The following is a 13,801-nucleotide window of genomic DNA, read 5'->3' as shown; positions in this document are numbered from 1 at the left end:
TGAGCGGGCTCGAGAGAGCCCATTTTTTTGCGCTCAATACAGGGAAAGAGTGAGCCGATCCCGCTTCAAAACCGGTTGCGGGGTGATTTGCCGGCGTCCGAACAGATCGCGTTCTGCGGGACGAAGCGCCCGCAGGCGCAGCGATTCGCTCAAGGGCGGATAGGCCATGGAGGCGGATCGGTCCCAGTCCTGCCACTGTGAGAAAAGTTTCCGCCAAACCTCCGGCTGTCGGCGGCGCAGTATATGAATCGGGTCGAAGCCGTACCAAGCGGCCACAGGTTCGATCAAGGGGATGCGGTATGCCGTCGCGAGCCGTCGCAATTCCTCGTGGACGCGCTGCGCCCGCTCGTACAGCACCGGCCACGCGATCCGGTGCGCCGGAAAGAAAGCCCTGCGCAACAATTCGAATTTCCAGCGCGGCAGCCGCTCGATGCTCGCCATCGGCAGCGACATCAGAACGATTTCGCTGCCTTGCTCGGCCAGCCGGTCGAGGCAGGTGTCGACCCAGGCGAGCAGTTTCGGATCGGTAACGCCGTAAACCAGATCGTTGCCGATATCGGTTACGGCCGCGAGCGGTGCAAGATAGCTCGGACTCTGTTGTGAGAGAGCCTGCCATAGTCCGCACTGAACGATGCCGGGAAGTGCTCGTCCCAACATACGGCTCCGGAGCCCGTAGGATCGGCCATGCCCGAAAGTCGCCAGCACCGTCAGAGGTTCTCGAAGTCCCGCGCTCAGGCCGTTGACGATCAAGGGGAAGGCTCGGGCGAGATTGCTTGCCCCGATGAGGATGACGGGACGGACGGGTTCTTCGTCGGTTACGGTGATCATTGCTGTTGGCTCACGGCGGCACTCGAACGCAATAATTCATGGTCAGGCTGTCACGCGACGGTAACGTTGGTTCGCTTACAATGGCCGACTGCGACTCGAATGGCGCCGGCGTCTTTAAAGTTTTTCACAAGATCTGTGATGAAAAAAACGTCCTCTCTGACAATCCTCCTAATCGTTATGATCCTGTCCACGCCTCTGGTGGTCTCGGCGCGATCCGGCCGGGATTCCGGGCTGGAGCGGATTCGCCATATCGTCGTGATTTACCTGGAAAACCACAGCTTCGACAATCTCTACGGGCTATTCCCAGGAGCCGACGGATTGGCGAACGCGCCAGAGGAGACGATGCGGCAGACGGATCGCGAAGGTCGGGTCTACACCGTCTTGCCCAGGATCATGAACACCGTAAAAAAGCCCCCGGTCCCCGACGAGCGCTTTCCGTCCGATCTTCCGAACCGGCCGTTCGAGATCAGCCAATACGTTCCGATCGACCGGAAAATCGGCGATCCGGTGCACCGGTTTTACCAGCATCAGGCCCAGATCAATGGTGGGCGCATGGACCGTTTCGTAGCGGAATCGAATGCCGGCGGTCTGACCATGGGCTATTACGACGGGCGCAAGCTTCCGCTGTGGGAATACGCAAAAAAATACACCGTGGCGGATCGTTTCTTTCAGGCGGCATTCGGCGGATCGCTGCTGAATCACTTCTGGCTGATCTGCGCCTGCACGCCGCACCACGACAATCCGCCCCCTGAATTGACCGCGGTCCTGAACGAAAAAGGCGAGCTAATCAAGGATGGCGTGTATACGCCCGACGGCTACGCGGTCAACACCATCCAGACGATGCAAGTGCCCCACGACCCCAAGATTACCGATCCGCGCCGGCTTCTGCCTCCGCAGACCTTTCCGACCATCGGCGACCGTCTGTCGGGGGAAAATATTTCATGGGCCTGGTATTCCGGCGGCTGGAACGACGCGATTGCGGGGCACGCCGACGAAACTTTTCAGTACCATCACCAGCCGTTCGCCTATTTTGCCCGTTATGCCGAAGGGACTCGCGAAAGAGCGAAGCATCTCAAGGATGAAGCGGATTTCTTGAAGGCTATCGAAAAAGGTAAATTGCCGGCGGTTTCCTTCTATAAACCCATCGGCGCCGATAGCGAACATCCGGGTTACGCCGACCTCATTGCGGGAGAAACCCGAGCCGTCGAGGTGATCCGCAAGCTCGAACGAAGCCGGCTGTGGCGGAATACCGTGATCATCGTCACCTACGACGAATACGGCGGATTCTGGGATCACGTCCCGCCGCCGCCTGGCGACCGCTGGGGACCGGGTAGCCGCGTGCCGGCGATCATCATCTCCCCGTTCGCCAAGCGTGGGTATGTCGATCATACCGTTTACGACACCACCTCCATCCTGAAATTCATCGAAACCCGCTTCGGTTTGAAACCGCTGGGTGAGCGGGACGCTAAAGCCAACGATTTGTTGAATGCGCTGGATTTAGGATCTTAGAATCAGCCATTGGCTGCCTCGATGCAGTAGGAACGCCGTGAGAATTCCGAGCGTCGTCCCTTCCGCCGATTTCACCTTTCGGGTGAACCCGATTGCACAGCGATCGGGCCGACTGGCAGCCTTGTTCCTGACTCGCCGGAGACTTTCACGCGGCAGCATCGCGCCTTTTCGACCGAGCTCAGGACAGGCCTCTCGATGAAGCTCAGGGCGAACGGTCTGCCCGGGTAGACTCCTGGTCCGCCCCAGGGTTTACCGAAACCGTACGACCCATCAAGTAGTTGGCGATGCGAAACAGCTTCAACCGCCCTTGTTCGGGAGAAAGGCCCTCAGTCAGGGGTAAAGCCAGTTCCGCTAGTTCTTCGGCACGCTCGGGAGTCAGTGTGGCGGAACGCCGCCGGTACTCGATGAGTGCGTGTCGTTCGGACGGGGTCGGGGAAAAAGGCGGGGGCTCCGCCTCGGCATAGTCGTCGACGATGGCGGATGGCGCGGCATCCGTCCGATAGACCACCACGGTGCCGGCCGAAAGGTCGCCCAGTCTCTTGCTGGCGGCGTTGAAGCCCATGGCGATGAGCCCGAACGCATAGCCGATCGGCATCGCGTCGACGAAGCGCAGCGTGTTTCGGATGAAGGCGGCATCCCAGCTGACCGGTGTTCCGTCATCGTGCAACACGGTCAGTTGGCATAGGCGCTTCCCCGGCGTTGCGCCGTGATTCAGGGCCTCGAATGCGATGTTGTAAAGCCAGCCGAGAACGAAATAAGTTAGGAGGACCAGACCTTGGCCCAAGTTGCCGAAATACTGCAAGACAACGACGGCAGCCACGAAAATCAGAAACCGTATCACGGCGTCGATCAGGAAAGCGCGCGCCCGCACCACCGGCCCGGCGACACGCAGCCGCAGTTCGCAGCCCTCGGGGGTAGCGACGGAACGGACGGTGTCGAGCGGGGCGATGGCGGACATACCGGGTCAAGCAACGAAAATGTCTTGATAACCCTTGTATATGGAGCCGATGAGCACGGGTGCCAGGATCAACCAACCCAGGCCAACGGGAAGTATCGCCAGGATAGTTAGAACCAAGCCGGCGATGCCGTAGATCAGGAACGGCATTAGATTGCGTAGACATCCCCTAAAACTGAGACCCATCGCCTGTAGCGCTCCCAGGTCGTGAAACACAATCAGAGGGGACGCGAACCATATCGCCATCATCGCCGGAATGAGTAGGGCCAACATGACTAGAGTGGCCAATATCAGGCCTAGGGGATTCAAGGTTTCTGGCGGGCTTCCGGTGAACAAGTCCAGCGCGCCCGAACCTCCCAGTACTACGACGAACACCGCGATTCCGATCACGACGCTCGCGAGCAGATACAAAAAGCCCACCGCCAGCAACTTGCCCGCATGGTTCTTGAATCCTTCGAACAAATGGCCGAAGGTGAGTTCCTGACCTTGTTCGAGGGAACGGCATCCGAGCATCAGACCGCCGGTCACCACGGTGAACAGCGGGGTGGACAGCAGGTTTACGAGCGGAATCAGGTTGATGATAAGTGCGAGGACGAACATGACGACAATGATTCCGATCCAGGTCCCCGGCGCCTCCTTGAACAATCCCCAACCTTCGCTTAACCATGACCAGCCGTGCCCGGCAGCGTTGGATTTCGGAGTTTTGAGCAGCACGCCTGAATGTGAGGGAGTGGGATCGGCTACCCGCGAACGCGGAGCCTGAAATGGATTATGGGGGGCATCTTTCGCGAACGGATTATTGCCCATAAGGAACCTCTCTATTTTGGTTGTTTAAAAAACGCCGCTACGTTTCATGTCCCAGTAGCGGTTGACGAGCGCTACCGGCAGTTCCGCCGGAGCGACATCCAGTACCACGACGCCTTGGGCGCGCAAGGCCGCCAACTGCCGCCGCCGCCCGCGGCGGTAATCCACCGCCGCCGCATAAGTCAAGGCACCGTCCAAATCAATCACCGGCTCGCGGAGCACCGCGTCCAAGGTTGTTTCCCTCAGATTCGCGAGGAGCACGAGATGCCGCCGCCGCAAGGTCGCGAGCGCCGGTGGCAACGTGGCTTCGTCCTCGTCGCGCAGATTGGTGAGGAGCACGATCAGTGAACGCTTGCTGAGACGCTCGCACAGGGCCTGGCTGGCGTTCAGATAATCGGGCGTCTGCAGCGAGGGCTGAAGGTCGTACACGGCATTGAGCAGGCGTTCTACGGTGGCTAGCGACTTGCGTGGAGCTACGTAGCGAGGCTCGGCCCGGGCGAAGGTCGAGAATCCGACGCCGTCGCCCTGGCGCAAAGCCACGTAAGACAGCAACAGCATCGCGTTCAGCGTATGGTCGAAATGCGAGAGGGCATCGTCCTTGGCGCGCATGCGCTGGCCGCAATCCAGCAGGAACATGATGTTCTGGTCGCGCTCGTCCTGGTATTCGCGGGCAAGGGGCTTGCGCACGCGGGCGGTGGCTTTCCAGTCGATTTGCCTCAGGTCATCGTCGCGGCAGTATTCCCGCAGCTGGTGGAAGTCCAGTCCCTCGCCGCGCCGCTGACGGCGTAGAACGCCGATCTGGGACAAGCGGTTATCGGTAGCGAACAGCGCGTATCGGGTGATTTTTGCGAAATCGGGGTAAACGTGCACCGTGCCGCCGTCGCCGACCCGGTATTGGGTCAGCCATAGCCGCAGCGGCGAAAGAAGGCGTAGCTCTATAGGGCCGAAGGCATGCGGCCCGCGCTCGAGCGGCTGCGCGCTGTAGCCGAGTTTCACCCAATGGCCGCGCGGCAGTTTGAAAAACAAAGGTAAGCCTTCGGCGGAAAACGCTTCTGGATGGCGGTCGAACAGCCAGCCGGCGGCGTCTCGCTCGGAACTGGTCAGCCGGAGTTGGACGGTTTGCGTGACCCCCACGGGCCAGGCTGTCTTGATTTCCCGTTCGACGCGAACCGGGTTGCGGCGGCTGAGGGCCAGCCACGCATCCGCCAGCGCCGCGCTCAGCAGCGCGGCCCCACTGAATTGCCAGACGCCGAGCCACGACGGCCACACGGTCGCGACCACGGCGAGACCGAACCAGCCGAGGAGCGTTATGAGCAGAGAGCGGTTGGGCAGGAGCACGTACGAAACCCGGTCAGAGTCGCGGCGAAGGCACCTGATCGAGCAGCACGCGGAGCAGCGCGTCGGCGCTCGCTCCCTCGATGTCGGCTTCGGGCGAGGTCGCCACGCGATGGCGCAATGCTGGCAGAGCCACGGATTTGACATCGTCCGGCGAAGCGTAACTTCGCCCCGACAGCAACGCGCGGGCGCGGGCGGCGCGCACCAAGGCGATGCTGCCGCGTGGACCCGCCCCTATAGACAGGCGCGGATGTTCGCGGGTGGCTCGGCTGATTGAGACCGCGTAGTGGAGCACGCGGTCGTCCACCACCACGTGGGCAGCCAACCGCTGCAACGCCATGACCTGCTCCGGTCCGATCAGGGGCGCCACTTCGTCCACGGCCAAATCGCTTCCGGACCGGCGTTCGAGCACCCGACGGGTGAGAGCCAGTTCTTCGTCCAGATCGGGATAATCGATGCGTATCTTGAGCAGAAACCGGTCCAATTGTGCTTCGGGCAGCGGATAAGTGCCTTCCTGTTCGATCGGATTCTGGGTGGCCAGCACCATGAACGGCTGAGGAACGGCGATCGAACGGCCTTCCAAGGTCACCTGGCCTTCCTGCATCACTTCAAGCAGCGCCGCCTGGGTCTTCGCCGGAGCGCGGTTGATCTCGTCGGCTAAAAGGAGGTGGGTGAAGACCGGTCCCTGACGGGTGACGAACTGGCTGCTGCCCATGTCGAAGAAGGTGTGGCCGACCACGTCGGAGGGCATGAGATCGGGCGTGAACTGAATTCGCGCGAACTGGCCGGAAAAGGTTTTGGCCAACGCCTTCACCAGCAGAGTCTTGCCCAGGCCCGGCACGCCCTCGAGCAGCACGTGCGCACCGCACAGCAAGCCGATCAACACCTCGTCGATCATCCCTCTCTGGCCGATCAGGACCTTGCCGAGCTCAGTGCGAATCGCCCGGAGCACCGCGCCCGCCTTGTCCACTTGTTCATCGAGTAAACGGGTTACCGCCATAAATCCTCACATTCGTTGTTCCAGTTCTTGCACCGTGCGCACGCAGTCGACGAAATGTCGCGGCGAAGGTTTGTCCGGTGGGCCCAGGACCGTTGCCACACGGGTTTCGGGAAGCCCGCTCATCTCGGCGAGAATCCGCGCCTGTTCGGAGGCGGGAATCCGTGCGATGTGCGGGTGTCGCTGAAGAATCTGCGTCCGCAGGTCTTGTCGCACCACCGTTTCCCAGTGGACCTGCCCCTCGTTGCCGAGACGCCAGACGGCTCGGCCGACGGCGGACAGGTGCTCGGCCAGGCTGCGTCTCTCCGGATCAGGCGACGGCAGCGTTCCGCCGAACCGCGGCACGATGGCCAAAAGCCAGGCCGCGATCAGCAGCGCGCCGCTGATCAGCGCCGTCGACGCGGATTCGGCCAGCCATTCCCAAAGACTGGGAACGGCCAGCCGGGTGGCCAGGCGTACTTCGCCCTGGGGCTGATAATGCTTTATCAGCGCCCAGATCAGTTCCGCATGGTCGTGCTCGCCGATTTGTCTGTTCGACAGGAAGTCGAAATCGTCGAACACGGTAATCCGGCCCTCGCCATAATCGTAGTGCAGCACGGTGCTGCGTGTTTCGGCGACGCCTGCTTTCCAGACCGGCACCGGGTCGGTCGGCACCAGCGATGCGTTGCTCCAGCGGGAAATCCGCTTAAGGCGCAGCGGCTTGTCGAGAGTCGGGAGGCGTACCTCGATTACATCCGGCTCGGTGCCCGAGCGCGAATCCGAAAGCTCGAGTGTCTGCGGTTCTTGTTCATTTCCCCCCTTCCCGCCGTTTTTCCCGGCATCGGTGTTCTGTCCCGGCTCCTGCTTCGGTGACCCGGCGTCCGATCGCAAACCCTGCCGCCGGTCCCGGGCATCAGCGCCGTGCTTGGGCTCCGGTTTCGGAGGTTGATACCATTGGATTCCCAGACGTTCCAGAATGGGGTCGTCGACCGAGCGAGATTCCGCCGCGACGATCAAATAGCCGCCGTGGCGCACCCATTCGAACAAGGCCTCGGCGCGGCGCGCATTGACATGGATCCGGCGATTGCGATCCAGCAGCAGCACGCCGCCAGGCGTCAACTGATCCAACGCCAGGGCATTGCTGATCCGCACCAAGGGGCGACCGAGCCGTTCCGTGAGGCGGCCGAGAGCTAAATAGGGATCGCGCAGTGCCTCCTTGCCCGGCTCTTGCCAGGTCGTGACCGGTACGTACTCGAAATGCGAGATAAACCAGGTGCCGACCAAGACGATCAGCGCCACTACCCCTATCAACGACCAGATTAACTTGCGAGTCATGCCTCAGTTCGCGAAATGCGCCGGCCAGCGGTCGCAGAGATCGGCCAGTTCCTCCACGGGTAGCGCGGCCTGGGCGTAAGCGGTAAGCGTCCAGGCCTGCAGCAGCTCGGCGAAATAGCGTTCGCCCGCCTGGTCAATGCGTCCCCGCACCCGGCTAAGGCAATTGCCCTCGGTATCGCCCGGCCGGAAATCGACATGAGCGCGATGAATCAGGGCGACAAGAGCGCCGCGGTAAAGCAGCGAAAGCGCGGCAGCGCGTTCCCCAGCCGCGAGGTGCCGTTTCGCCTCGGCTACAAGGTCGAGCGGCAGCGAGTCCGGACGCACGTCCAGACCAAACAGGATTTCCGGTACTTCGCGGGCGGCGGCGTTGCGTGTCAACCACGTTTCGCGATGGCGATAAAGCAAGACGATCAAGCTCGCAAGCAAAACGGCGAACGTGATGAAGCTGAAGCTTCGAAAACCCTTGGCTATCCACTCCGCCAAGGTCTTGAGCCACTCGAAGTTGATGGAATCGTCCGATGGCGAGTCGCTGTCCGTGTCGCGGTAGCGCCACCCCCATTCCTCGATCTTCCGTCCGAATACCGGATCCGCCAAGATCTCTCGGATCGCCTGCGCCGCCTCGCCGGTTTCGCCGACGCTCGCCGGCTGTGGTTCCGCGATGGCTTCGCGGGGAGCCTGAAGCCACAACAAGCCGGCAAAGAAAAAACAGACCATCAGAAAGGCCGCCTTGCGGGGCATCTCGCTAGTTCGGTCGGATTGAGCCTGGATGCGCTGGGTCAGGCGTCGGAAGCCCAGTTCGATATCCCAGCCTTCGAGTTCGTTGCGGCGGTTGAGATACAGCGTGAAACCGGCGGCGACATAGAACGGCTCGACCAGGCTTTCCCCCACGAGATAAGCGAGATCGGTCAGCACGATGCGCCAGGTTTCGAAGTCGCTACGAAAGAAAGCCAGCCATTCGAAAGCCGACGAAACTTCGCGTGGCCGAAATAGCTCGATCAGGAGGATCAGCGAAAACTGCAGAAACGCCGAAAAATGGGCGCAGACATACGTAAGCCACACCGCGCAGCCGCGGGTTTTACCCCCGAGCACCCGACGCCTAGCGGCGGCCGCACGTCCGCGTTGCCCTTCGAGTTGTACCACTGGCAGATAAAACGAACGGGCCAGGCTGAAACGCCCAAGGGTCAGCCCCATGAGCAAACCGGAACTCCGGACGAGCCCAGGCAACGCCCGCCAAACCTCGCGCACGTTGGGCGGCCGGTCGAACGAGGCTTCCGCGTACACTTTCAGCAGAATCCGGTCGAACAGAGGCTTGAACCACCACACGACCAGCGCGGCGACGGCGGGCCATCGATAGAGCAGCAGAAACACGATCAGGGCGAAAGGCACCATGGTGGCGAACCAGGCGCGATAAACCGGCCCCCGCCAATGTCTCAGTGCGACCAACCCGAGATCCAAAGCCTCCCAAGGCGTACGCCGACGCAGATCCAGCTGAAGACGTTCAAGCTGCACGGCGGCGTCCGACCAGGGTGAAATAGACCAGCAGGGCAAGCCAGAAGGCGAGGCCGACGCCATATTTGAGCGCCACCGGGACCGTTCGGATCGGCGACCAGAATGCTTCCACGAAAGCAGCGGAAAAGGTGAGCCCAGCCGCGCCGTAAAGGAGATGCACCGCGCGTTGCGCGGCCTTCTTGACCGCATCGGCACGGCGCAGTCTTCCCGGCGCGATCAGGGCCAATCCGATTCTCAGGCCGGCCGCTCCGGAAAGTACGGCGCCGATCAGTTCCGGCGCACTGTGTCCGGCGACGAACCCCCAGAACGTCTCGATATAGCCGATCTGCGTCAGGTGCCCCGCCACGGCGCCGATTACCAGCCCGTTATAAATCAGGAAAAAAACGCTCCCGAGGCCGAAGGCGATGCCGCCGGCAAAGCATTGGAAATCGATGCGCACGTTATTGGCGATGTAGAACCCCAGCATCATCACGTCGTCGGACGCATGCCGCGGGCGTCCCAGGTGTTCCGCCGTGGGGGCGTACATCTCTTCCATGGAGCCCACCGTTTCCGGCGACAGCAGAAAATACACGCCATCCGGATAAAACTGAAGTACTCCGAGGGTGAGGAATAAAGGCAGGAAAAACAGCGCTGCCGAAGCCCAGACCAGCTTGGCTTCGCTCCGCACCAGAACCGGCAGATCGTGCAGCACGTAACGAAGCCACCGCCTGCCCGCAGCCCTGCGTGCGCCGTAAATGCGCTGATGGGCTGCGAGAACCCGGTCGCGTAAAGCGTCCAGCAGGGGTTCCGAATAGCGGCGGTCCCGCGCCAGAGACAAATCCCGGCACAAGCTCCGAAACTGTCGCGGCAAGGTTTCCGCGGTAATCGACGCTGCGGCCGCCTCGGTGCCGGAAGCCCCGTTCGGCTCCCCTTTATCGCCAGTCCCGCCCTTCAGCCACCGATCCCAGGCCTCCCAATCCGCTCGCCGCGTTTCGATGAATTGATATTCCTTCACATTCGGGTCTGAAAAAGATTTGACGCTTAGTTTAGCCCAGGCCGGCGATCTTGGCCGCCGATCCTCATGTTCGGGTTCGCGCTCGTTCCCAAGTAAGATCGTGCGGTTCGGTTTTCACCGCATCCTACGTGCCTACAGCGGTACGATCGTAGGACGGCGCTCCCGGAGACGCCATTTGCGATTGGAAGGGTGGCTTCGGCGCTCCCGGAGACACCGTTTGCGATTGGAAGGGTGGTTCCGGCGCTCCCGGCCAGACCGTATGCGATTGCGTAGGGTGCGGTGAGGAACGAACCGCACCGGTGGCGCCCGCGAACGATGCGGTTCCCTTCGGTCACCGCATCCTACGTGCTGCGAGAATCCGGAGCTTCCCGCGCGGCTTTCCCGATCGGGAATTGGGAACTCGCCAAGAAGCGGGAAGTGGGCGCTTACAACGCTCGCATGAACGCCGCCAAATCCGACTTTTCCTGCGCGTTCAATTTGAGCCCCAGCACCAGGTTAAAAAATTCCACCGTATCCTCCAGGGTCAGGCAGCGTCCGTCGTGCATGTAGGGCGGGCTGTCCTTGATGCCGCGCAGGGTGAACGTCTTTATCGGTCCGGTGGGCGGCTCGTTGACGAAACGTTCGAGCCGGAGATCGTGCATGCGGTCGTCGAGATAGACGGGCGGTCTATGGCATTCGGCGCATCTGCCCTTGCCGAAGAACACTTGCTCGCCGCGGCGCTCGGCATCGGTGGCTTTCGTCGGATCGAGCCGGGCGGTGGCGACGTCGAGTTTGGGCGCCGGCGGGAAGTCGAACATGTTCTGCATCTGCGCCATGTGCGAAACCTGGACGCGATCGAATTGAGTAAAACCTTTTTTCATGGCGTGGATCGGATCGCCGTTGAAATAGGCGGTGCGGAATTCGAATTCGGTAAAATCCTCGACCGAGCGGAGACTCCGCTTAGAGCCGTGCAGCTGCTGATTGAACACGCCGCGCAGGCTGACCGTGTCGAGACGGAGACGCCGTTCCTGCGGCCGGTTGTCCGGATTTAGGTGGAATTGTCCGGTGGTATGGCCGTTGACGTGGCAGTCGAGGCAGGTGACGCCGAGGCTCGGCTGTTCGCTTTTCCGATCGTCGGTGGGATTGAATTCCTCCTGCGGAAACGGCGTCAGCAGCAAGCGCAGCCCATCGAGCTGGACCGGGGTCAGGATGTCCTTGAACAGCCGGTAATAATTGTTGATCGAGACCACCTCGCCGCGCGATACGTCGCCCAGTTCGGGCCGATTCTGCAGAAACATGGCGGGCGGAAACTCGGGCAGGAAGGCTTCGGGCAAATCGAATTCCACGTCGAAGCGCTCCAGCCGCGGGAACATCTCGATCTGCATCTTCGGGAAGACCTGGCCGCCGGTGGCTTGCTTCGGATGCGGCAGCGCCGGGTAGGGGAAAAGTCCTTTTTCGCGAATCTCCTCGGGCGTCATCGCGGCCAGCGAGTCCCAGGTAACGCCGTCGCGCAAGCGCGCGGTTGGACCCACCGGAATCGGTTTGCCCCGCGACATTTTCGCCTCGGGATGGAATCGCGGGGTCAAATCGTAGCGGCTTTCCAAGAGTTTTCGCTGATCCTCCATGATCTTGGGCTTGGCCGCCTTGTCCTCCTTCATGATTTCTTCGAACGTCTGCATGGGCTTCTTGGCATTGAGGGGGTCGCGGTAGAAATCGAAGCCCAGTGCCTTGCCCTGGTCGGGCTGGCTCTCGAGAGCGTTCGAGGAAGGCGGGGATTCGGAGGCACGGAAAACATCGGAACGGTCATGCTCCGATTTCTGCGACTCCGGCCGGGACGAGGGAGCGGCTCTCGGCGTTTGCGCCTCGGCCGCGGCATCATACGGCTTGCCGCCGACCGGGCCCGAGGCCATCGCCAGGGGAAGAACCAGGCCGCCTAGCCATACGGGGGCGGCTCCATGTGAAATCGCCTTGCTACCGAATCGCATACTCGCCTCCCTGCGGATTTTCCAGCGAAGACAAAATCGGCCCGAAGTCTCTCAACTTTGAATCATCGATCGATCCTTTGGTTCCGATTGCGAATCCGCCGGCGTGGGTTGCTTGGCGTCGTCGGACGGTGCCGCAAGCTCGCCCACACCCTTGGACGGCGGTGCGACTCCTTCGGTCCGCGCGGCCGGTGGCGGAGGCGGGGCTTTGGAAAAAGCGTCCGTGCGGCTGATAAGCCGTTCCAAGGCATCGGGCACGAAGCGCTCGGCGAACCCGGCGAGGAAGCACCAGAGAAACAGGAGTGCGTCGTCCGTGGAATTGACTGGCAAGACGAATTTCTGCGTTTTCGAGGCGGCCGGGATTGGTCCTATCGACTCGGCGGCTGCGACCTGGCTGTCTGAGATTTCCGGTGTCCCAAACTTGGGAAAGACGGAGCTTTCAATGACCCCGCTCTGGAACATGAGCATCAGAACGACGGCGAAAACTGCTCCCATGAGCGGGGCCAGCCAGTAAAAATTCCGTCCGTTTTCGAGCGCGTAAATGCTGGCGAGGGGATCGCCCTCGATCGGGATCATCTGCATCCTCCGCTGGGAGCTGATGAATCCTCCCATGACGCCGGCATAAACGACCGTGAGCAGCGTGGCATAGAAATTCCTTCCGATTTGGAGAAAGAACCAGCAGCCCGCGAGCCAGATGGAGGTGTAAAAGGCCATGGCGCCGGCCGCCCAACGCACGATGCTGTTCCATATGCCTTCGCGGATAGGGGTGAAGAAGTAGCTCCAGTGAATGAACTGGAGCATGTTCTGCAAGTCGGCCAGCAACAGGCGCCTGGCGGCGTCGTTGAATTGATCGAGCGGCGGCAGTTGCGGCGGACGATAGACGGCAGCCATCTTCGCTCCGGCAAATTCCATATATTTGAGTCGTAGGGTGTCGGCCCGCTGCAGCAACCGCTCCGTCGGCTGCAGATGGAGCATGATCATGTCCAGCTTGAAGATGTGGCTTCGGCTGAGACTATCCGGTTGATCCTTGTAAAGCTGAACGATTTCCTTGCCGGTCTTGGCGATCGGATCGTCAGAGTCGATGTGACACGCCTCGAACTCCGCGACCAGAAACTCTAAGAGCCGTTTTTCGTATTCTTGTAGCGCCATCGTTGTAACCCCCATTCAGACCTTAAAGCGTTTTCATCTTCATTGAAAGGCAACCGAGGGGAAAGGAAGTCAGGCAGGACTAACTGGACTCCATACTGGAAGCCATCCGCGAACGGTTCGCTTCGCTCACCACACCCTACTTCCACTACAGCTAAATGATTTCCGCAACGTAGATCTACTGTATAAACAAAATGAAAACGCTCTAGTGACGAAATCGGCGAGCCCGATTGCCGTATTGTTCTATTCCCCCCGACGGGTCTCCAACTGCATGCGGCTCGCTCCGGCGGCCGGACTCAGCCGAAACAAAACCCGGACGCGATCGGGCCTGTTCAGTCGGACAAGAGAGTGGCGCATCAACCCGGAAACGGCAACCGATCAAGAATGTTTCACTCAGGACTTATGCATTCCGCCCTTTCTCCCTCCGGGAGAAGGTTGGGGTGAGGGGA

At 61.1% G+C, this 13,801-nt stretch carries 11 protein-coding genes; 1 reads left to right on the top strand and 10 read right to left on the bottom strand.

The window, feature by feature from the left end; all coding sequences use genetic code 11:
• Positions 1-33 precede the first annotated feature (33 nt).
• Entirely contained in the window at positions 34-828 is a 795-nt protein-coding gene (locus QEN43_RS11920; protein WP_317963265.1) for a hypothetical protein, read from the bottom strand.
• A 138-nt stretch (positions 829-966) separates the two neighbouring features.
• Here QEN43_RS11920 and QEN43_RS11915 point away from each other — a divergent pair, with 138 nt between their 5' ends.
• Positions 967-2,337 carry an alkaline phosphatase family protein gene (locus QEN43_RS11915; protein WP_317963264.1) on the top strand — a complete coding sequence of 457 codons (1,371 nt, stop codon included), beginning with the start codon at positions 967-969 and terminating at the stop codon, positions 2,335-2,337.
• 202 nt (positions 2,338-2,539) lie between these two features.
• On the opposite strand, the gene QEN43_RS11910 is transcribed toward QEN43_RS11915, so the two are convergent.
• The 9 genes from QEN43_RS11910 to QEN43_RS11870 form a co-directional block, all read right to left on the bottom strand.
• Positions 2,540-3,295, bottom strand: coding sequence for an RDD family protein (locus QEN43_RS11910; protein ID WP_051331898.1), 756 nt, complete (start codon positions 3,293-3,295; stop codon positions 2,540-2,542).
• Between the two features lie 6 nt (positions 3,296-3,301).
• Positions 3,302-4,099 (bottom strand): BPSS1780 family membrane protein, encoded by a 798-nt coding sequence (locus tag QEN43_RS11905; protein WP_317963263.1) that lies wholly within the window; start codon positions 4,097-4,099, stop codon positions 3,302-3,304.
• Between the two features lie 24 nt (positions 4,100-4,123).
• On the bottom strand, positions 4,124-5,434 hold the full coding sequence (locus tag QEN43_RS11900; RefSeq protein ID WP_036269140.1) for a DUF58 domain-containing protein: 1,311 nt from the start codon (positions 5,432-5,434) through the stop codon (positions 4,124-4,126).
• 13 nt (positions 5,435-5,447) lie between these two features.
• A complete protein-coding gene (locus QEN43_RS11895) occupies positions 5,448-6,431 on the bottom strand; it encodes an AAA family ATPase (protein WP_026611289.1) in 984 nt (327 codons plus the stop codon).
• Positions 6,432-6,437: 6 nt separating this feature from the next.
• Positions 6,438-7,742 carry a DUF4350 domain-containing protein gene (locus QEN43_RS11890; protein WP_051331899.1) on the bottom strand — a complete coding sequence of 435 codons (1,305 nt, stop codon included), beginning with the start codon at positions 7,740-7,742 and terminating at the stop codon, positions 6,438-6,440.
• A gap of 3 nt (positions 7,743-7,745) precedes the next feature.
• A complete protein-coding gene (locus QEN43_RS11885; protein WP_026611291.1) occupies positions 7,746-9,251 on the bottom strand; it encodes a DUF4129 domain-containing protein in 1,506 nt (501 codons plus the stop codon).
• Positions 9,241-10,245, bottom strand: coding sequence for a stage II sporulation protein M (locus QEN43_RS11880; protein WP_026611292.1), 1,005 nt, complete (start codon positions 10,243-10,245; stop codon positions 9,241-9,243). Before QEN43_RS11880 ends, QEN43_RS11885 begins: the two co-directional genes overlap by 11 nt.
• Positions 10,246-10,670: 425 nt before the next feature.
• Positions 10,671-12,209, bottom strand: a complete 1,539-nt coding sequence (locus QEN43_RS11875; RefSeq protein WP_317963262.1) for a cytochrome B6 — start codon at positions 12,207-12,209, stop codon at positions 10,671-10,673.
• Between the two features lie 51 nt (positions 12,210-12,260).
• Entirely contained in the window at positions 12,261-13,355 is a 1,095-nt protein-coding gene (locus QEN43_RS11870; protein WP_317963261.1) for a hypothetical protein, read from the bottom strand.
• Positions 13,356-13,801: the final 446 nt, after the last annotated feature.

The sequence above is a fragment of the Methylocaldum szegediense genome (assembly GCF_949769195.1).
GTDB lineage: Bacteria > Pseudomonadota > Gammaproteobacteria > Methylococcales > Methylococcaceae > Methylocaldum > Methylocaldum szegediense.
The sequence above is the reverse complement of the archived record's forward strand: the minus strand, read 5'-3'. Positions and strand labels throughout refer to the sequence as shown.